Source organism: Janthinobacterium longum (assembly GCF_051380735.1).
GTDB lineage: Bacteria > Pseudomonadota > Gammaproteobacteria > Burkholderiales > Burkholderiaceae_D > Janthinobacterium.
Genome location: NZ_JBNYXQ010000010.1, coordinates 107,333 through 125,989, shown reverse-complemented (window position 1 = coordinate 125,989; position 18,657 = coordinate 107,333). Strand labels below are relative to the sequence as shown.

At 61.2% G+C, this 18,657-nt stretch carries 21 protein-coding genes; 4 read left to right on the top strand and 17 right to left on the bottom strand.

The genetic code is table 11. From position 1 onward, the window contains the following. Nucleotides 1–3: 3 nt before the first annotated feature. The 4 genes from ACQ4WM_RS21320 to phaC form a co-directional block, all read right to left on the bottom strand. The gene (locus tag ACQ4WM_RS21320) at nucleotides 4–1,170 is read right to left on the bottom strand and encodes a cystathionine beta-lyase (protein WP_436548649.1); all 1,167 of its coding nucleotides are present in this window, start codon (nucleotides 1,168–1,170) and stop codon (nucleotides 4–6) included. Nucleotides 1,171–1,265: 95 nt separating this feature from the next. Continuing rightward, nucleotides 1,266–2,621: a 30S ribosomal protein S12 methylthiotransferase RimO gene (gene rimO / locus ACQ4WM_RS21315; protein ID WP_436548696.1), complete on the bottom strand. Its 1,356-nt coding sequence runs from the start codon at nucleotides 2,619–2,621 to the stop codon at nucleotides 1,266–1,268. A gap of 182 nt (nucleotides 2,622–2,803) precedes the next feature. Next, complete coding sequence (gene phaR, locus ACQ4WM_RS21310; RefSeq protein ID WP_436548648.1) at nucleotides 2,804–3,370, bottom strand: polyhydroxyalkanoate synthesis repressor PhaR; 567 nt, start codon at nucleotides 3,368–3,370, stop codon at nucleotides 2,804–2,806. A 222-nt stretch (nucleotides 3,371–3,592) separates the two neighbouring features. After that, nucleotides 3,593–5,335 carry a class I poly(R)-hydroxyalkanoic acid synthase gene (gene phaC / locus ACQ4WM_RS21305; protein WP_436548647.1) on the bottom strand — a complete coding sequence of 581 codons (1,743 nt, stop codon included), beginning with the start codon at nucleotides 5,333–5,335 and terminating at the stop codon, nucleotides 3,593–3,595. A gap of 83 nt (nucleotides 5,336–5,418) precedes the next feature. On the opposite strand from phaC, the gene ACQ4WM_RS21300 reads away from it, so the two are divergent. Beyond that, the gene (locus tag ACQ4WM_RS21300; protein ID WP_436548695.1) at nucleotides 5,419–5,625 is read left to right on the top strand and encodes a hypothetical protein; all 207 of its coding nucleotides are present in this window, start codon (nucleotides 5,419–5,421) and stop codon (nucleotides 5,623–5,625) included. Nucleotides 5,626–5,651: 26 nt separating this feature from the next. Here ACQ4WM_RS21300 and pgeF read toward each other — a convergent pair whose 3' ends face one another. Further along, nucleotides 5,652–6,434 (bottom strand): peptidoglycan editing factor PgeF, encoded by a 783-nt coding sequence (gene pgeF, locus ACQ4WM_RS21295; RefSeq protein ID WP_436548646.1) that lies wholly within the window; start codon nucleotides 6,432–6,434, stop codon nucleotides 5,652–5,654. Then, entirely contained in the window at nucleotides 6,434–7,459 is a 1,026-nt protein-coding gene (locus tag ACQ4WM_RS21290) for an RluA family pseudouridine synthase (RefSeq protein WP_436548645.1), read from the bottom strand. Before ACQ4WM_RS21290 ends, pgeF begins: the two co-directional genes overlap by 1 nt. Nucleotides 7,460–7,560: 101 nt before the next feature. Between ACQ4WM_RS21290 and ACQ4WM_RS21285 the strand changes: the two genes are divergently transcribed. Beyond that, nucleotides 7,561–8,364, top strand: coding sequence for an outer membrane protein assembly factor BamD (locus tag ACQ4WM_RS21285; protein WP_436548644.1), 804 nt, complete (start codon nucleotides 7,561–7,563; stop codon nucleotides 8,362–8,364). A gap of 34 nt (nucleotides 8,365–8,398) precedes the next feature. Here the strand turns inward: ACQ4WM_RS21285 and yaaA are convergent, their stop codons facing one another. Next, the gene (gene yaaA, locus ACQ4WM_RS21280; RefSeq protein WP_436548643.1) at nucleotides 8,399–9,169 is read right to left on the bottom strand and encodes a peroxide stress protein YaaA; all 771 of its coding nucleotides are present in this window, start codon (nucleotides 9,167–9,169) and stop codon (nucleotides 8,399–8,401) included. 29 nt (nucleotides 9,170–9,198) lie between these two features. Here yaaA and ACQ4WM_RS21275 point away from each other — a divergent pair, with 29 nt between their 5' ends. Both ACQ4WM_RS21275 and ACQ4WM_RS21270 read left to right on the top strand, forming a co-directional pair. Further along, nucleotides 9,199–9,636 carry a putative toxin-antitoxin system toxin component, PIN family gene (locus tag ACQ4WM_RS21275; RefSeq protein WP_436548642.1) on the top strand — a complete coding sequence of 146 codons (438 nt, stop codon included), beginning with the start codon at nucleotides 9,199–9,201 and terminating at the stop codon, nucleotides 9,634–9,636. A gap of 25 nt (nucleotides 9,637–9,661) precedes the next feature. Next, nucleotides 9,662–10,840, top strand: coding sequence for a pyridoxal phosphate-dependent aminotransferase (locus tag ACQ4WM_RS21270; protein WP_436548641.1), 1,179 nt, complete (start codon nucleotides 9,662–9,664; stop codon nucleotides 10,838–10,840). 57 nt (nucleotides 10,841–10,897) lie between these two features. Here the strand turns inward: ACQ4WM_RS21270 and ACQ4WM_RS21265 are convergent, their stop codons facing one another. From ACQ4WM_RS21265 to ACQ4WM_RS21220, 10 genes are all read right to left on the bottom strand, one after another. Next, nucleotides 10,898–11,236, bottom strand: coding sequence for a hypothetical protein (locus ACQ4WM_RS21265; protein ID WP_436548640.1), 339 nt, complete (start codon nucleotides 11,234–11,236; stop codon nucleotides 10,898–10,900). Nucleotides 11,237–11,287: 51 nt separating this feature from the next. After that, nucleotides 11,288–11,512 (bottom strand): hypothetical protein, encoded by a 225-nt coding sequence (locus ACQ4WM_RS21260; protein WP_436548639.1) that lies wholly within the window; start codon nucleotides 11,510–11,512, stop codon nucleotides 11,288–11,290. 102 nt (nucleotides 11,513–11,614) lie between these two features. After that, on the bottom strand, nucleotides 11,615–12,682 hold the full coding sequence (locus ACQ4WM_RS21255; protein WP_436548638.1) for a tetratricopeptide repeat protein: 1,068 nt from the start codon (nucleotides 12,680–12,682) through the stop codon (nucleotides 11,615–11,617). 13 nt (nucleotides 12,683–12,695) lie between these two features. Continuing rightward, the gene (locus ACQ4WM_RS21250; RefSeq protein WP_436548637.1) at nucleotides 12,696–13,595 is read right to left on the bottom strand and encodes an ExeA family protein; all 900 of its coding nucleotides are present in this window, start codon (nucleotides 13,593–13,595) and stop codon (nucleotides 12,696–12,698) included. Next, nucleotides 13,596–15,401, bottom strand: coding sequence for a pilus (MSHA type) biogenesis protein MshL (gene mshL, locus ACQ4WM_RS21245; protein ID WP_436548636.1), 1,806 nt, complete (start codon nucleotides 15,399–15,401; stop codon nucleotides 13,596–13,598). 11 nt (nucleotides 15,402–15,412) lie between these two features. Further along, on the bottom strand, nucleotides 15,413–15,769 hold the full coding sequence (locus ACQ4WM_RS21240; protein WP_436548635.1) for an MSHA biogenesis protein MshK: 357 nt from the start codon (nucleotides 15,767–15,769) through the stop codon (nucleotides 15,413–15,415). Continuing rightward, nucleotides 15,766–16,467: a type II secretion system protein GspM gene (locus ACQ4WM_RS21235; RefSeq protein ID WP_436548634.1), complete on the bottom strand. Its 702-nt coding sequence runs from the start codon at nucleotides 16,465–16,467 to the stop codon at nucleotides 15,766–15,768. Before ACQ4WM_RS21235 ends, ACQ4WM_RS21240 begins: the two co-directional genes overlap by 4 nt. Beyond that, entirely contained in the window at nucleotides 16,467–17,129 is a 663-nt protein-coding gene (locus tag ACQ4WM_RS21230) for a PilN domain-containing protein (RefSeq protein ID WP_436548633.1), read from the bottom strand. Before ACQ4WM_RS21230 ends, ACQ4WM_RS21235 begins: the two co-directional genes overlap by 1 nt. Further along, a complete protein-coding gene (locus ACQ4WM_RS21225) occupies nucleotides 17,126–17,983 on the bottom strand; it encodes an agglutinin biogenesis protein MshI (RefSeq protein ID WP_436548632.1) in 858 nt (285 codons plus the stop codon). Before ACQ4WM_RS21225 ends, ACQ4WM_RS21230 begins: the two co-directional genes overlap by 4 nt. A 229-nt stretch (nucleotides 17,984–18,212) precedes the next feature. Continuing rightward, on the bottom strand, nucleotides 18,213–18,617 hold the full coding sequence (locus ACQ4WM_RS21220; protein WP_436548631.1) for a pilus assembly PilX N-terminal domain-containing protein: 405 nt from the start codon (nucleotides 18,615–18,617) through the stop codon (nucleotides 18,213–18,215). Between the last annotated feature and the right edge of the window lie 40 nt (nucleotides 18,618–18,657).

Here is an 18,657-nt window from a genome sequence, read left to right as displayed (position 1 = left end):
CTTCTACATCGCGGCAAACGCCTGTTCGATATCGGCCATCAAATCCTGCGGCGCTTCCAGCCCCACATTGAAGCGTACCAACTGCCCGCCCTGCTGCCAGTCTTTGCGCATGGCTGCGATGCGATACGGCATCACCAGGCTATTGGCACCACCCCAGCTGTAGCCGATCTTGAACAGTTTCAAGGCGTCGACAAAGCGGTCGGTCTGCTGTTCCGTATAGCTGGCGTCGAACAGCACGGAAAACAAGCCACCGGCGCCCGTAAAGTCGCGTTGCCAAATGGCATGGCCCGGGCAATCCTCGAATGCCGGGTGCAGCACGGTGGCAATTTCGGCGCGATCCCTGAGCCAGCCGGCTACCGTGCGCGCGCCCGCATCGTGTGCATCGAAACGCAGCTTCATGGTCGGCAGGCCACGCAGCACCAGGTAGGCGTCATCGGCCCCCACGCCCATGCCCAGGCGCATATGGGCCAGCGCCAGCCGTTCGTGCAGGGCGCGGTCGCGCGTGATCACGGCGCCCATCAGCACGTCCGAGCCGCCGGACTGGTATTTGGTCAGCGCCTGCATCACGATGTCAACGCCATGGTCAAAACCACGCAGTGCCAGGCCCGCCGACCAGGTATTATCCAGCGCGACCAGCACGCCGCGCGCATGGGCTGCGGCGCAAATGGCCGGCAGGTCCGGCACTTCCATGGTCACGGAACCTGGCGCCTCCGTCCAGATCAGCCTGGTGTTCGGCTGTATCAGGTCGGCTATGCCGGCGCCGACCAGCGGATCGTAATAGCGCGCCGTGATGCCGAAATCCTGCGACAGCCAGCGTCCCAGTTCGCTATTCGGGTAATACACGTTTTCCGGCAGCAGCACGTCGTCGCCGCTTTTCAGCAGGGCGAAGTCGGCCATGGCGATCGCCGCCAGGCCGGACGGCGCCAGCAGGCAAAAATTGCCACCGTCAATGTCGGCCAGCCGCGCTTCCAGCGTAAAGGTGGTGGGCGTGCCGTGCAAGCCATAGGTATAGGCGCTCTTGTCCTTCCAGTCGCCCGAACGCATGGCCGCCACATCCTTGAACAGCACGGTCGACGCATGGTGGATGGCGTTGGGAAAGGCTGCAAAGCCTGGTGGCGCCTGGTAGTCGCTGTGGATCAGCGCTGTTTGCACGGATTTTTTTGTCGTCATGGCATGGGCATTAAAAAAGGCGGACCGCAGTATTGCTGGTCCGCCTTGATTGTAAGGGCTACCGCCCTTGCTCGCCGTACGGCTGTTACATCTGCTTACTCGGCAGCGCCCCACAGGTCGTGCGCGTCGGCGGAGGTGATTTTCACATCAACAAACTGGCCAACGGCCAGCTTGCGGTGCGGTTCATACGGCGGCTTGACATACACCACGCCATCGATTTCCGGCGCATCGGCGCTGGAGCGGCCCACGCCGCCGGTGCGGGTGACTTCGTCGATCAACACGCGCACGGTCTTGCCGACCTTGGCCTGCAGGCGTTTTTTCGAAATTTCTTCCTGCAGCAGCATCACGCGGCCACGACGCTCTTCGCGCAGCTCTTCCGGTACCGGATTGGCGATCTCGTTGGCGGTCGCGCCTTCCACCGGCGAGTAAGCGAAACAACCCAGGCGGTCGATCTGCGCTTCCTTGAGGAAGTCCAGCAGGTATTCGAATTCCGCTTCCGTTTCGCCCGGGAAACCGGCGATAAAGGTCGAGCGGATGGTCAGGTCCGGGTTAATGGCGCGCCAGGCCTGGATGCGGTCCAGGTTTTTCTCGCCGCTGGCCGGGCGCTTCATGCGCTTCAACACATCGGGATGGGCGTGCTGCATCGGAATGTCGAGGTAAGGCAGGATGTGGCCGCCGCTCATCATCGGGATGATCTGGTCCACGTGCGGGTAAGGATAGACATAGTGCAAGCGCACCCAGGCGCCGTAGGACTTGGCCAGTTCGCCCAGCGCTTCGGTCAGCTGCGTCATATGGGTTTTCACCGGACGGCCATTCCAGAAACCGGAGCGGAATTTTACGTCCACGCCATAGGCAGAGGTATCCTGCGAAATCACCAGCAATTCCTTGACGCCGGCCTTGAACAGGTTTTCCGCTTCGATCATCAGCTCGCCGATCGGGCGCGATACCAGGTCGCCGCGCATCGATGGAATAATGCAGAAGCTGCAACGGTGATTGCAGCCTTCGGAAATTTTCAGGTAGGCGTAGTGTTTCGGCGTCAGCTTGACGCCTTGCGGCGGCACCAGGTCGAGGAAAGGCGCGTGCGGCTTCGGCAGGTACAAGTGCACCGAATCCATCACTTCGGCCAACGCATGCGGGCCCGTTACGGACAGCACTTTCGGGTGCACCTTCATGATGATGTCGTCGCCGGCAGCATCTTTCTTGGCGCCCAGGCAACCGGTCACAATCACCTTGCCGTTCTCAGCCAGCGCTTCACCGATGGCGTCGAGCGACTCTTGCACGGCGGCATCGATAAAACCACAGGTATTGACGATCACCAGATCGGCGCCGGCATAGGATTTCGCCGTTTCGTAGCCTTCGGCACGCAGTTGGGTCAGGATTTGTTCGGAATCGACCAGCGCTTTCGGGCAGCCGAGCGAGACAAAGCCCACTTTCGGCGCCACACCTGGCATGGCCTGCATGGCCTCTGGCTTGGCGGAAGGAACAGCAATACGGTGAATTTCAGACATAGTTAGCAGCTGGGAAATGGTGAGGCGAATCGGCTATTGTACCCCGAGCCGCCCCCTGCCTGCACAACTATGCTGCGAATACAACTGCCAGGCGGCGCAAACCGCACTGAGCAGTGTTAATTTGCTTACTTCTTGTCCGCAGGTGGCACCACTGGTGGCACGAACGGAAAGGCGCCGAACAGGCTTTTGCTCTGATTCTGCATTTGCTCTTGCATCTGCACGAACAGGCTTTTGCTCTGGTCGATATAGTTGTTCATCATGCCTTGCATCATGGGGCCCTGCACGTTCATGAACTGCGTCCACATTTCAGGGCTGAACGGCTTGCCTTCGAAGCTGCCGGCCGAGGTGCCCGTGAACTTGTGCTGGATATCGGTGAACGCCTGCACGTTCTTTTCCAGGTAGGAACCCATCATGCCCTGCATGGCGTGGCCATAGTAGCGGATGATTTGCGACAGCACGCCGCTGGAGAACATCGGCACGCCGCTGGCCTCTTCTTCCAGGATGATCTGCAGCAGGATGCTGCGCGTCAGGTCTTCGCTGGATTTGGCATCGACCACCGTGAATTCTTCATTGTCCAGCACCAGCTGCTTGACGTCCGTCAGCGTGATGTAGGAACTGGTCTGGGTGTCGTACAGCCGGCGGTTGGGGTATTTTTTAATCAGGCGGTCTAGACTTTTTTTTGCACTGCTCATCAGAAGTTCCACTTATTGCGCCGCAACGCATACTGAGTTGATCCGAAAAAAAAGCGAACGCGAGGCTCGCTTTCGCACCTGCTTACTGTTTGCATTATAGAGTGGAAAATGGCGAAGTTGCACATTCGGGTCGAAGTTTCCTGATTTTATTGCAACGCAACTAAAGCAAGGTCTTGACAAGGCCGGCATATTGCCCGGCCTTGCCGTCCCGGTGCCGCACGCTCAATCCGCGCGCACTTTCACATAACGGCCCGGTGCCGCTTCGATGGCCGGATAGCGTTTGTTGCCGGGCTTGGACGGCGCTTTCACGTCGGCGCCACCATGCTGGGCCAGGAAAGCGGCCCATTCCGGCCACCAGCTGCCCGCGTGCTCGGTCGCGCCTTCCATCCATTGTTCGGCGCTCAGGACCTTGGCCTTGGCGCGCGCGGAGGTCGGTTGATCGTTGCTCCAGTAGCTGCGTTTTTTCTTTGAGGCCGGATTGATCACGCCGGCGATATGGCCCGAGGCGCCCAGGATAAAGCGGTTGGCCTTGGGTTTTTTCGGGTTCAGCAGCGCCGTGCTGGCGTACGCCGCGCCCCAGGGCACGATATGGTCTTCGCGCGAACCGTAGATAAAGGCCGGCGCGTCAATGCTGGACAAGTCGACCTTTTCACCTGCCACCGTCAGCTTGCCCGGCACTTTCAGGCTGTTTTCCAGGTAGGTATTGCGCAAGTACCAGCAGAACATGGGACCGGGCAAACTGGTGCCGTCGCTATTCCAGTACAGCAAGTCAAACGCCGCTGGCTCCTTGCCTTTCAGATAGTTCGACTGTACGTAGTTCCACACCAGGTCGTTCGGACGCAGGCTGGAAAAAGTGCTGCCCAGGTCGCGTCCGGACATCAGCCCGCCATTGGCCAGGCTCTGCTCGCGCAGCGCCACTTGCGGCTCGTCGATAAACACTTCCAGCGCGCCCGTGTCGCAGAAATCGAGGAAGGTCGTCAGCAGGGTCAGGCTGGCGGCCGGATCCTGCCCGCGCGCCTTCAGGACGGCCAGCGCGGTCGAGACGATGGTGCCGCCCACGCAGAAACCAAACATATTGAGTTTTTCCTGGCCGGAAATATCCTGCGTGACCTTGATTGCCTCAATCACGCCCTGCTCCACGTAATCATCCCAGGTGATGTGCTGCATGCTCATGTCGGCGTTGCGCCAGGACATCAGGAATACGGTGTTGCCCTGCTCCACCGCATAGCGCACCAGCGAATTTTCTGGCTGCAAGTCAAGGATATAGAATTTATTGATGCACGGCGGCACCATCAGCAGCGGGCGCTGATGTACTGTAGCCGTCGTTGGCGTGTACTGGATCAGCTGGAACAAGGCGTTTTCAAACACCACCGTGCCGGCCGTGTTGGCCACGTTGCGGCCCACTTCGAAGGCTTTTTCGTCGGACTGCGAAATACGGCCCTTCTGCATGTCGGCCAGCATGTTCGTCAGGCCCTTGGCCAGGCTTTCGCCCTTGGTCTCGATCAGGGTTTGCTGGGCATCGGGGTTGGTGGCCAGGAAGTTCGCTGGCGACATGGCGTCGACAATCTGCTGCACCGCGAAGCGCAGCTTCTGTTTCTGGTGCGGCGTCGCTTCCACGGCCTCGACCATGGCAGTGAGGAATTCGCCATTGAGCAGATAGGCGGCGGCGTTGAATGCCGACAAGGGGCTGGCGTGCCAGGCCGGCGCGGCAAAGCGGCGGTCCTTCACTTCGGGCACCTTGCCAGCAATAAAGTCGGTCCACAAGCCGGTCAGCTTGGCCACGTAGGCGTTTTTCAGTTGCTCGATCACTTCCGGCTTGATGCTGGCGCCCGCATCCTGCAAAATGCCGGCAAGCGGATTGCTTGCGGGCTGCGGCACCATGTTGAACCATGTCTTCCAATGGTCCGGGTCGCTGATCTGCGCCATCCACTCCTTGGTCATTGCTTGAGGATCGGGCATATTCATATAATTAAGTCCATTCAAGAATTTAAAAAGGCTATCGCTACCGGGCCCTGCATGCAAACTTTTACGGATACTCTTTACTGATGATGCTGATGACCGCCATCGCCTGGATCTACGTCGTCGGCCTGATGGCGCTGACGGAACCGTCGGTCGTCGCCGGCCTGATGACGTTTTTGCTGTACTGCGTGCTGCCGCTGTCGATCCTATTCTATCTGACCGGTTCGCGGCGACGCAAACGCAAGGCACAGCGCCTGGCAGAGGCGGCCGCAAAAACAAAAACGGCAGACACATAACTGTCTGCCGCTCTAATGCGTCAAGGCTATTTGCGCCAGATCAAACTGGCCTGTCGTCCCGTGACGCCGTCACGCCGATACGAGTAAAACTGCGCCGCCTCGCTGACGGTGCAATACTCGCCACCCGCCACCTGCGTCACGCCCTCGCGCGCCAGCATCAAACGCCCCAGCGCATAGATATCGGCCAGGTATTTGCACGGCGTGTCGGCTATCGCCTTGAACCCGTTTTGAAAGGCCTGGCGTTCCGCCGCATCGGTGGCACCATCGAGAAACGCCTGCGCTACATCAGGCCCCACTTCAAATTGCCGGGGACCGATGGCAGGCCCCAGCCAGGCCAGGATATCCACCGCGCCCCGCTCGCGCATGGCTTGCACCGTGCGCTGCAATACACCATTCGCCAGGCCGCGCCAGCCCGCATGGGCAGCGGCCACCACCTGGCCGTCTTTTGAACTGAACAGCACCGGCAGGCAATCGGCCGTCATGACCAGGCAGACCACGCCAGGCTCGGACGCAACACTGGCGTCGGCGTCGGCTACCCTCCCGGCCAGGCTGGCGGCATCCGCCACCGCCACGCCGTGCACCTGGTTCAGCCAGGCAGGCTGCGCCGGCAGCACAGTCGCCAGCAGTGCACGGTTCTGCGCTACGTGGCCGGGATCGTCGGACACGTGCACGCCCAGGTTCAGGCCGCCACCGCCCTGCCCGTCATCATACGGCGCCAGGCTGACACCGCCCGCGCGCGTGGTCGACAAGGCGCTCACGTTGGCGGGCAGGCCGGGCCAATGCGGCACGATGAAAGGCAAGGCAGCCATCAGACCTGTTCCGGCTCGGGAATGCCGGCCGTGGCCAGCAGCTCGGCAAAGTCGTCGGCCACCGGCACGATCCACTCGCACTGCTTGCCGCTGCCCGGATGCACCAGGCCCAGGCGGCGCGCCTGCAGCGCCTGGCGCGGGAACACCGACACCAGGTGCTGCTTGCCGTAGACGGCGTCGCCAACCAGCGCAAAGCCCAGATGCTGCATGTGCACGCGGATCTGGTGGGTACGGCCCGTTTCCAGACGGCACTGCATCAGGCTGACAGGACGGCGGTCCAGTTCGCCACTATTGAGCAGCTCGTAATGGGTAATCGCCGGCTTGGCCGAAAAATTTTCCGACACGGCCATCTTCACGCGGTCGCGCGGGTGGCGCGCGATCGAGGCGTCAATGGTGCCGGAAGGTTTCGGTGTACCCCATACAAGGGCAAAGTATTCGCGCTTGACGGTGCGCGCCTGCAACTGGCGCACCAGATCGGTCTGCGAGGCCAGCGTCTTGCCAACCACCATCAGGCCGCTGGTATCCTTGTCCAGGCGGTGCACGATACCGGCGCGCGGCACGCCGGCCAGCTGCGGGCAGTGATGCAGCAGGCCATTGAGCAAGGTGCCCGACCAGTTGCCTGGCCCCGGATGCACCACCAGTCCGGCCGGTTTGTTGATGACGATGATATGCTCGTCCTCGTGCACGATGTTCAATTCCATCGCTTCAGGCTTAAAAGCCTCGTCTTCCGGCGCGCTTTGCGGCAGAATGACGATCTTTTCATCGCCATAGGCGGTCATATTGCGCTTGGCAACTTTTCCGTCGACGGTGACGAATCCGGCCTCTACCCACAGTTGCAAACGGCTGCGCGAGTACTGCGGCACCAGTTTGGAAATGACTTTGTCGAGGCGTTCGCCACAGGCGTCCGGGGTCAGTTCCAGTTCGATCGGAGCCATGTGGTCGACCAGCTCATCGGGCGAAAAATCACCATCGAGGGCGGCGTCAAAGTCCGGTTCAGAAAGAGAGTCAGTAGTAGAGTCAGACATCGGGTCAGCCAAATTAGGCTTCGGAGTTAATATCACAGCATTCCCATCGGCTATAATCAGCCTATTGTAAAATCTTGGTTAAAACCTTCTTGCAAAACGTCATGCAAAAAAAATTATCGTTGGTAGTCGCTTCAGTCGTTCTGCTCGGCATGTCCGCTTGCAGCTTGTTGCCGGAAAAAGTGGATGAGACCAAAAACTGGTCTGTTACGAAATTATACTCGGAGGCGCGCGAAGAAATGTCCGGTCAGCACTATGAGGCTGCAATCGGACTGTTCCAGAAGCTGGAGGCTAACTACCCTTTCGGCAACTACGCTCTGCAAGCGCAGATGGAGATCGCTTACGCGTATTATAAGTCGGGAGACCAGGCACAGGCACTGGCCGCCGTCGAACGCTTCATCAAGTTGCATCCGAACCACGCCAATGTGGACTATATGTACTACTTGCGTGGCCTGATCAGCTTTAACGACCAGATCAGCTTCCTGAACTTCCTGTACGAGCAGGACCCGACCGAACGCGATCCGAAAGCCACGCGCGAAGCGTTTGCGGCCTTCAAGCAACTGGTCGACAAGTTCCCGAACAGCCAGTACACGCCCGATTCGCTGGCGCGCATGAACTACCTGATCGACGCCATGGCCAAGTACGAAGTGCATGTGGCGCGCTATTACTACCGCCGCGGCGCCTATCTGGCCGCAGCCAATCGCGCACAAACCACCGTCAGCGACTTTGCCGCCTCGCCGGCGATCGAAGAAGCGCTGTTCATCATGTACCGCTCTTACGACAAGCTGGGCTTGACCGACCTGCGCGACGACACCCTGCGCGTGCTGACCAAGAACTACCCGACCACCGCCTTCCTCAGCCCTGAAGGGGTAAACAAGGAACGCAAGTGGTGGAAGTTCTGGCAGTAAGCATCAAAAAACCGGAGCTTGCTCCGGTTTTTTCTTACTCGGCAACTTTGCGCCGGAACACCCATTTGCTGTCATTTGATGCGTCCGGCACATATGCATAGCCATCGACGTCGAATTGCTTGAGTTGCTCGGGATCGCGGATCTGGTGCACGGCCGCATAGCGTGCCAGCATGCCGCGCGCGCGCTTGGCGTAGAACGAGATGATTTTGTACTTGCCGTTTTTCCAGTCCTCGAACACGGGCGAGATCACCGGCACGTTCAACTGGCGCGGCTTGACGGATTTGAAGTATTCTTCCGACGCCAGGTTGACCAGCACTTTGGCTTTCTTCTCGCTGGCGGTGCGGTTCAGGGCGTCGGTGATGGTATCGCCCCAGAACGCATACAGGTCCTTGCCGCGCGCGGTCGACAGCCGCGTGCCCATTTCCAGCCGGTGCGGGTGGATCAGGTCCAGCGGACGCAGCAAGCCGTACAGGCCCGACAGAATGCGCACCTGCGACTGGGCGTAATCGAGCTGGGCCGGTTCCAGGGTGCGCGCTTCGAAGCCGGCGTAGACGTCGCCATTGAAGGCCATGATGGCCTGGCGTGCATCAGTCAGCTCGGGGGTCCACGATGCGTAGCGGGCTACGTTCAGCACCGACAAGGCGTCCGAGATGCCCATCAGGCTGCCTACTTCGGCAGGCGAAAACTGGCGCATGCGCTCGATCAGCTGCGCGCAATGGTCGAGAAAATCGGGGGTGCTGTGCAAGGATGTGGTTGGCGGCGTCTCCAGGTCGAGACTCTTGGCGGGCGAAAGCACGATCAACATAATATTCACTACAAAATAGAATTGCCGACATGATACCTGCTCCACAGAAACTCGTCCTCGACACCAATGTCTGCCTGGACCTGTTTGTCTTCAACGATCCGCGCTGGGCGCGATTGCTTGCCGCCATGGAAAGCGGCGCGGTGCAAGCCATCACGCGCGAGGATTGCCGCGCCGAATACCTGGTGGTCCTGCACTACAAGCACCTGCCGCTCGATGAAGCGAGCCGCGCGGTGGCCGCCGCACGTTTCGACGCGCTGATCACCGTCGTGGCGCCGCCTGTCTCGGGCGTGCGCCTGCCTGTGTGCACCGACAAGGACGACCAGAAATTCCTGGAACTGGCGCGCGACGCCAGCGCCGATGTACTGATCACCAAGGATAAGGCCTTGCTGAAGCTGGCGCGCAAGACGGCCAAAGCGGGCCTGTTCAAGATCATGGTGCCGGAAGGCTGGCACGCTGCGCTAGAATAGGCAACGTTTCCACTTCCGCACAGCCATGACGCCCTCTTCGCACCCCATCCTCACCCCTGTCCTGCAAACCCGCCTGCCATTGGTGGGCACCACGGTATTTACCCGCATGTCGGCACTGGCAGCCCAGTACAACGCCGTCAACCTGGGTCAGGGCTTTCCCGATTTCGACTGCGAGCCAGCACTGGTGGGGGCCGTCAGCGAGGCGATGCGCGCCGGCCATAACCAATACCCGCCAATGACGGGCGCGGCGCCCCTGCGCGCCGCCATCGCCGCAAAAATTGCCCACCTGTACGGCCATGAATACGACGCCGCCACCGACATCACCGTCACCGCTGGTGCCACCGAGGCCCTGACCACCGCGATTCTGTGCTGCGTGCATCCGGGCGACGAAGTGATCGTCATCGAGCCGGCCTACGACAGCTACTTGCCGGCCATTGCGCTGGCCGGCGGCGTACCGGTGCCAGTGGCAATGACATTGAACGAACAGGGCTACAGCGTGCCGTGGGACAAGCTGGCCGCCGCCGTCACCGCGCAAACGCGCTTGATCATCATCAACACGCCGCACAACCCGACCGGCACCATTCTGCGTGCGCCCGACCTGGAAAAACTGGCCGACATCGTGCGCGGCACACAGATCCTGCTGCTGTCCGACGAGGTCTATGAACATATGGTCTACGACGGCGCGCCGCACGCCTCGCTGAGCCGCCACGCCGAGCTGGCGGCGCGCACGTTTATCGTTTCAAGCTTCGGCAAGACCTATCACGTGACAGGCTGGAAGGTCGGCTACGTGGCGGCGCCCTCGACCATGACGGCCGAGTTTCGCAAAGTACACCAATACAATGTATTCAGCGTCAATACGCCGATGCAGCACGGCCTGGCCAGCTACATGATGGATCCGCAACCGTATCTGCAACTGCCCGCCTTTTACCAGCGCAAGCGCGACCTGTTCCGCGCCGGCCTGGCCGGCAGCCGCTTCGAACTGCTGCCCGCCGACGGCACTTATTTTCAATGCGTACGCTACGACGCCATCTCGCAGGACAGCGAAGCGCAGTTCGCCGAGTGGCTGACCACCGAACTGAAGGTGGCGGCAATACCTGTGTCGGCGTTTTATGCACAGGGCAAGGAGTCGGGCATTGTGCGCTTCTGCTTTGCCAAGCGCGACGAGACGTTGAAGCTGGCACTTGAGCGCTTGCGCACTATCTGAACTGGGGGTGCCAGCTGGCGGCGCGACAGCGGCATCCTGCTTCGTTTGGCCAGCAAATCATGAAAAAGTTGAGTGGTAGCATTCCGGCTGCCTTCCATGCAATTCGGCATAGCGGCGCAGCATTTCCTCGCGCGGCAGCGGCATGCCCTGCGCCAGGCGCTCGATATAAGGGATCAGCCATGCCGACTGCGTGATGTCGAAATGCGCCCGCCATGTCGGCAGCAGCGCGTCGCTGGCCGACACTGCAAGGCCTGCGGCGCCGTGGCCGACGCCTTCGCTGAACGTGACCGGGTGCGGCACCGGTTCGAAACAGAGGTCAATATCGAAGGGCCATGGAAAGTTTGCCGCATAAGGCAACGGTTTGGTTCCATGTGCCAGATTGAAGTACAAAGCCATGCCTGATCAGGCAACTCGATGATGATTTGACATCATTGCCAGGCGCCGTGATCAGGAACGATCCGGCTTTGGCGACACCGGCACCCTGCTTTGTCTGGCCATCAGATACAGCCCAAGCAGCTCAAGCCCGAAACAGCTACCCAGCCATAGGCCGTGCACCAGATCGTTGTCGATCAGGGCAGGATGCTGTACATGCAGCATGACCTGATAGGCGGACATGGCGAGCAGTCCGCCAAATACCAGGATACGCGCGCGCAGTTGCTGGGGATTTTTCATGTGGTGCCCTGTCAAAGTATCAGTCGGTGCCTGCAAGCTATTATTACTGCCGGCAGCTCGCACACCAGAATACACGCTATCGACGCGCCGTGCAGCTTCTCTCTATTTGCCAGCCCCCGCCAGCTGCACCAGCTTGCGCTCGACAAACGCCTGCAATTGCGGCGACAGGGTCTGCAAGGCTTTGGCCCGCTCGAAAGCCGCCTTGGCCTGCACCGCTTGATTGTCGGCCTGTAATGCAATCCCCAGCCCCATCCACCAGACGCTGTTGTCGGGCGCTGACTGCAAGGCAAGCTGGTATTGCTCGGCAGCTTCGCGGTAGTGCTGTTCGCGCTGCAGCACGCCGGCCAGGAAGGCGCGGTAGTCGAGATGCTCGCCGGCGAACGGCAGGCTGCGCTTCAGGGTATCCAATGCGGCCGCACCGCCACCGCTACGGTCGAGCTGCAAACGGGCCAGCATCATCGCCTGCGCCGGCTGTTTCGGGTCCAGCGCCAGGCTTTGCTGCAACTGGCGCACTGCTTCGTCGGGCCGCTGCGCTTCAAGCAGCAGGCGCACCAGCGTTTCGCGCGCCCCCTGGTGGCGCGGATCGCGCTGCAAGGTGCGCTGCAAGCCGTTCATCGCGTCGTCGACGCGGCCATCCTGCAAGTCGCCCAGTGCGCGGCGATAGGTATTGTCGATACTTTGCTGGGGTGTAACCTGCTTGCCTTCGATAATCTTTTCGACGACAACTGGTACAGGCTTGACCGCAGCGACGGTGACCGGCTTGGGCGCCACGCGGCGCGGTTCGCTCGCCTTGAACTCGCGCGCCATCGGTGCGGCAGCGGCAGGCGCCGCTTCGACCATGGGCTCGGGCTGCGGCACCACCGCAGGCTCGGGTGCCGCAGCCACGACTGGCACACGTACAGGAACCGGTGTCGGCACCGAAACGGGGACCGGGACCGGGGCCTGCGCCACATTGACCAGCACCGGCGGCACTTCCGGGCGCTTCCAGTAAATCCAGCCCAACGCAATGGCGATCGCCGTCAGGCCGGCTGCACCGCCGAACACCACCGCGCGCGGCAGACCGCGTTCGCGTTCCGGCACCGGGCGGATGCCGCCCGTGTCAGCGCCCTGGCCATGGCCGTCCTTGCTGCGCGCATCCAGATCTTGCAACATCTTGTTAATCAGGCTCATCTACAATCTCGTCTCATCGGTTCAGTAAGGTCCAGCTCACGGTGCAGGCGGCAAGCACCACCCCGGCACCAGCCAGCCACGGCCAGCGCGCGCGCCAGCCTGCCCTGCTGGCCAGCGTGTCGCTGGCGGCAAGCGCCACGTGGCCCCGGCTGACCTGCTGGCGCCCTTCGCCATACGCCACCATCAGCGACTTGTGCGCCATGATATTGACCAGGCGCGGAATGCCGCCGCTGGCGTCGTACAGCCGCGCCACCGCGCCACGGCTGAACAGGCGCGCACCGTCGAAACCGGCGACGCGCAGGCGGTGCGCCACATAGAATTCCACGTCGTCGCGCGACAGCGGCCCCAGGTGGTAGTGAAAGGTAATACGCTGCGCCAACTGCCGGATTTCCGGCAGCGCCAGCTTGTCGTCCAGCTCGGGCTGGCCGAACAGCACGATCTGCAGCAGCTTGCGCTTTTCCGTTTCCAGGTTGGTCAACAGGCGCAGCGCTTCCAGGCTGTCGACGGGAATCGCCTGCGCTTCATCGAGGCACAGCAGCACCTGCTTGCCCTGCGCCGCCAGGTTCAGCAGGCGCAGGTTGATCGATTTCAACAACTGGTGCTGGTCTGTATCCTTCGGCAGCAGCACGGCCAGTTCGTCGGCCAGCGCCAGGATCAGCGACTGCGGCGACAGGTTCGGATTCGGTATATACGCAGTAACAAACTCCGGCCCCAGCGACTGCATGAACTTGCGGCATAAAAACGTCTTGCCGGTGCCCACTTCGCCGGTAATCTTGATAAAGCCCTCGCCATTGCGCGCCGCCACCAGCAAGGTGTTGAGCGCCTTTTGCGACTGCGGGCCATTGAAAAAGAAACTGGTATCGGGCGTGAGGCCGAACGGCGCCTCGCGCAAGCCGAAATGGGCCCGGTACATTTAGCGCCGCTCCGCCGGCCGGCGCGGGTCGAGCGCCTCGATGCGCTTGCCAGAATCGAGCAGATCCTCGTTCCAGCTATTGGCGCCTTCAACGATGGTCGGCTTGATCAGCACCACCAGTTCGCGCTTCTGGACGGTCTGGCCGGTATTGCGGAACAGCGCGCCGAGCAGCGGCACATTGCCGGCGCCCGGCACCTGCGAGCGGTCATTGGTGGTCGACTGGCGCATCAGGCCGCCAATTGCCACGATGCGGCCGTCCTGGCTGCGCACCATGCTGTCCATCTCGGAGGTGCTGGACGCGGCCAGCGGCAGTTTCAACGATCCAGCGCTGCCCAGGTCGACATCCTTGGTGACGGTGGTCACCTGGCTGACGGACGGATGCACGTGCAGGATGATATTGCCGCTCTCGTCGATCTGCGGCGTCACATCGAGCACCACGCCGGAGAAGAACGGTTGCAAGGTGACATTCGGGCTGGACGTGTTGCCGCCGGTGGTGCCGGTCGAGGTGACGGTGGTGCTCACTCCCGTGACGAAAAACTCGTCGGTACCGATCTTCAGCACGGCTTTCTGGTTGTTCATGGTGGCGATGCGCGGGCTCGACAGCACATGCACGCTGCCTTGCGATTCCAGGAAGGAAATCATGGCGGCAAAGTTGCTCGTCTGCAGCGCCAAGCCGAACATCGAGCCGGCAGCCGACGCCGCGGAACTGAGGCCAAAGCCGGTGCTGGCCGAAATGCCACTGGCGCCATTGGTGATCGCGGGTGGCTGGCCACCGGCAAACGGCAACGGCGCGAGGCTGGTACCGGGCGCCAGGAAGCCGGTCGAAATGCGGTTCGTATGGCCGCTCTTGATGGAGGCAAACGAAGCCCAGTTCACACCGCTCTGGAAGTTGTCGTTCAATTCCACTTCGATAATCTTCGCTTCCAGGATCACCTGGCGGTCGACCGACAACTGGGTCGCCTTCAGATAGGCGTCGACATTGCGCAGCTCTTCCGGCATGGCGCGCACTACCACCACGCCCGACTGCGGGCTGAGCACTACCTTGCGCCCGTCGGCGTCGCCACCGACGATGGCACTGAGCGACTCCTTGAGTTCTTTCCAGAAATCGCTGTCGGAACTGGTGCTGACGTTGGCGCTGTCCTGCACCTGACCGCCCTGCCCCGGCTGGCCCGGCTGCTGCTGGGGCTGCGACTGGTTGTTGCCGCCGCCCGAACTCTGGCCGCTGCTGCTGGTACCGGCACTATTGACGGACGTGGACGATACCCGCAGGTTGGAGCTGCCCTTGCGGTTGCCGGTCAGGTAATTGACCTGGAACATGCGCGTCTGCATGGTCAGCGGGCGGATCGAAATGCGCGTGCCTTCGACCTTGTAGTCGTAGCCATACATCTCGCGTACGGCGTCGAGCGCTTCGAAAATCGTCACGTCCTTCAGGTTGGCAGAAACATTGCCCTGCACGTCAGGGTGCACCAGGATGTTGTAGCGGGTGCCGGTGGCGATCGAGTTGTAGAACTGGCGCGCCGAGACATTGTTGAAGGCCACGTTGAAACGCTCGTCGAGCACCGCACGCGCTTTCGGCAACTGGCCGGCCAGAGTGGCGACGGGCGGCAGCAGGGCAGCCTCCACGGCATCAGGCTGGGCAGCAGGTGCGGTGGTCACTGCCGCCCCCTTGACGGCGTCGGTAATGGCATTATAGGTATCGCGCTTGAGTGGCGTGACGTTGCAGGCCGACAGGCCCAGGCTGACACTGATTACCGCCGCCATCGTGCTGATCTTGAACATGCTCGCCTTATCTTGATTGAGTTGCATCGCCACTTCTTTTACTCCTGCTTGCCGCCGGTCTGACGATCGGCTTTTCTGGTTTCTGGGTACAGCCTGAAGGTTTCGTGCCGCTTGCCACGCCGTACCACCACGAGGGTATCGCGTATCTCCAGAACAACTGCGTCGCCTACCTTGCTGCCCACACGCACGATTTGACCATCGATCACGGCAAGGCGACGTCCACCAGCCTGGCTCGCCACCAGTACCGACTGCAGCTTCGGCTTGCCAGGTATTACAGGTTTGGCCTGGCTTGGCGCCAGCAGGCTTGCGGGAGGTCGTGTCGGATCATCCAGCGCCTGTGCACCCGCAGCAACACCCACCAGCAACAGTCCAGCGATCAAGTGCTGCCGCATCATAAGGCCATCCATGATTCATCAGTGCTCAGGGTATGCAAGGTCAGTGTGAGGCTGGCGGCAGGATAAGCTTGCGCATCAAGCTGGGCCTGACCCCAGAACACACTCGTGGGCATCGTTTGCAGCGCCTGCATATAGGCCACCATGTCGGCGTAGCTGCCCTGAACCACCACTTCCACCCCATGCCGGTGCAGCACGGCTGCGGCGATGGACGGCGATGCGTCGACTACCGCAGCACCTGCTACCGGCGGCGTTGCCGGTGTGGTCACGGACTCACCGACCGCCTCGACCGGCAAGGTCCTGAGCGATACCAGCCGCAGCCTGGCATGCTGGCGCAGCAGGTTTTCCAGCAGCGACACCATGCGCTCGGGCGCCACCAGGCCATGCTGGCTGCGGCGCAGGTCGCCGCGCAGCTCGTCCGTCTCCTTGAGCATCGTCGCCAGCCTGGCGCGCGCGTCCCGGTCAGGGTCCGACTCGTGAGCGGCCCTGATGAGCGTGATTTCCTTGTCGAGATTGGTCATTTCCATGTTTTTCTGGGCAATGCCGCCGGTCAGCAGGGTACGCTTGACCAACATGGGATTAAGCAACAGGAAGTAAAAGACGAACATCACCACGGCGACGGCGGCGGCAAGCAGCATACCGCGCTCGCGCAGGCTCAGTGCGTCGTACGCCAGCGCCCATTGTTTCAGTCGGGCTTGCATCAGCGCGCTCCTCCTTTTGCTATAGTCGGCGTGCTGGCGGCGGTGTTAACCGACTGCAGGCTGAACGACAGATAGCCTGACTTCGGCGCGGGTGCCAGCGCCTCACCGGTGTTAACTGCTTGCGGCGTGCCGATCTCAAGGCTGGCGAACGTTTTGCCCTTGAGCACGTTTTGCTGGCCAAGGCGAGTGATCAATGCGGGGATCAGGTCTGCTTGCAAGGTGCGCCCTTCAAGCCCGATCTGCTGGCCCGAGACGCGCACGCCGGTCAACCAGACGCCTTCTACGCGGGCTTGGCTCAACGCGCGAAAAATCCCGGCGTAGCCTTGCGTATTACCCAATTCACCACCGCGCAGCACGTCCGCCGCATGACGCAGCGACTGGCGCTGCGTTTCGGCGGCGGCAATCTGCTGCTCCAGGGTGGGATCTTTTTTACGTGGTGGTAACTCTTGCAAGGTTTTATCGCGCAGCGCCTGGCGTTGCGTCAACTGAGCTTTTGCGGCGTCATCGTCGCGCTGCAGCGCCGATAGCTGGCGCTGCCCGTAAAAATTGAGCGCCAACAGGAACACCGCCAATACACCCAAGGCTTGGCTTGCCATGCGCGCTGATAACTGATGTTTTTGTTGTTCAAATTGCGGATTGAACAGATTGATCTGCTGACTCATGCCTCCTTCCCTTCACTCTTGCCATCACCTTTGGCTTCGAGCCGAAGCGCAGCGCCCAGCGCCAGGAAATAGCGCGCCTGCATGGCTGGCTCGACCAGATCCGGCACGCTGTCCAGATTGAACACACTGGCCAGGTCCAGCCGCTCGACCGGCATGTACAGGTTATCGGCCAGGTAGCCGTGCAGGCCATCGGCACCACCCGTCAGCAGCATCAGGCGCGACAGGGAGATAAAATGAAACTGACGATCAAAATGGTCGAAGGAACGCTGCAGCTCCAGCGTGATCCTGTCGTAATAGGAACTGGCGTCGGCGGACAGCAATTGCGCCAGTTTCACGTCAATACGGCGCGACTGGCACAACTCTCCGTTGAAACTCATGGTCAGCAACCCGCCATCCCCATCGAACGACAACATTGCGATGCCACGCCCCGGGGTTTCCAGCAAGGTCGCGATATTGCGCTGGGCCATTTCCGGAATATCGATCACGGACAGGGCAATTTTGCATTCAGTGTAAAGTGCCTGACGCATGGCGACGGCGTTATTGCGCGCCGCGACGGCAAACACGCTGCTGCCGCGCTGCACGGCGCCCTGGTCAGCGGGCACGTTGAAGACGTCGATGGTCGCCTCCATCAACGGAAAATCGAGCATATCTTTCAGGCGCCAGCCCACCGCTGTCTTCAACTCTTCGCGCGGCACGGCAGGTGCTTCGACCGACAGCAACTGGTACTCGCCTGCCGCCAGCAAGGTTGTGCAATGGCGCTGCGGCGCCTGCAATTGCTTGCCCAGACGGTCCAGCGCCTCGGCAGACGCCGGCCGGGAGCAGGCCTGGAACAGCAGGCTTTTGACTTGCGGCATGCCCTCAGTCTCACGCACAACCACCGCGCCGCTGATACCATCGCTACCGAACACCGTCGCCAGCCAACCGTCCTGTTTTTTTGCTCTAGCGAATAAACCCATGCGCCCTGTCCAAATTTAAGTGCCTGCTACGAGCGTACCGCGCAGATAATGCATCACACCAATTTTAATTCATGGAGCTAACTTATTGCATAAAAACAATAAATTAGCCAGTCTTTTTGCGCCTGCATCAATTCGACAACACTGCCTGCAATCGCCGCTGCACGTAATCGGCGTTATTGCCGGGATTCGGGCAGCGCGGCTCCGTGGCAGCTGGCTGGTTGCAGGCGGTGGAGGTAATGGTCCAAGTACTCAGCGTGCCCGGTCCAATCACGCGGCTGCACTGCAAGCTCACCGTAAAACCTGACAATGTGTCGCCCGCCGGCAGCGCAAACGAGGTATCGGCAAAACAATTGGCCGCCTGCGTCGGTCTCAACTGGCGGTACACGCCCCATTCGATACCGGCGCGCGCGGCCTGCAAGGCGCGCACGCCCTGCACATCCATTGCCGAAGAAGTCTGCTGGCTGACCGACATGGTGACCATCGCCACGGCAAGGCCGGCCAGCACCACCAGCAGAAAAATAGCGGTGATCATGCTGAAACCGCGCTGATGGCGAAATTGAGCAGGGTTGATC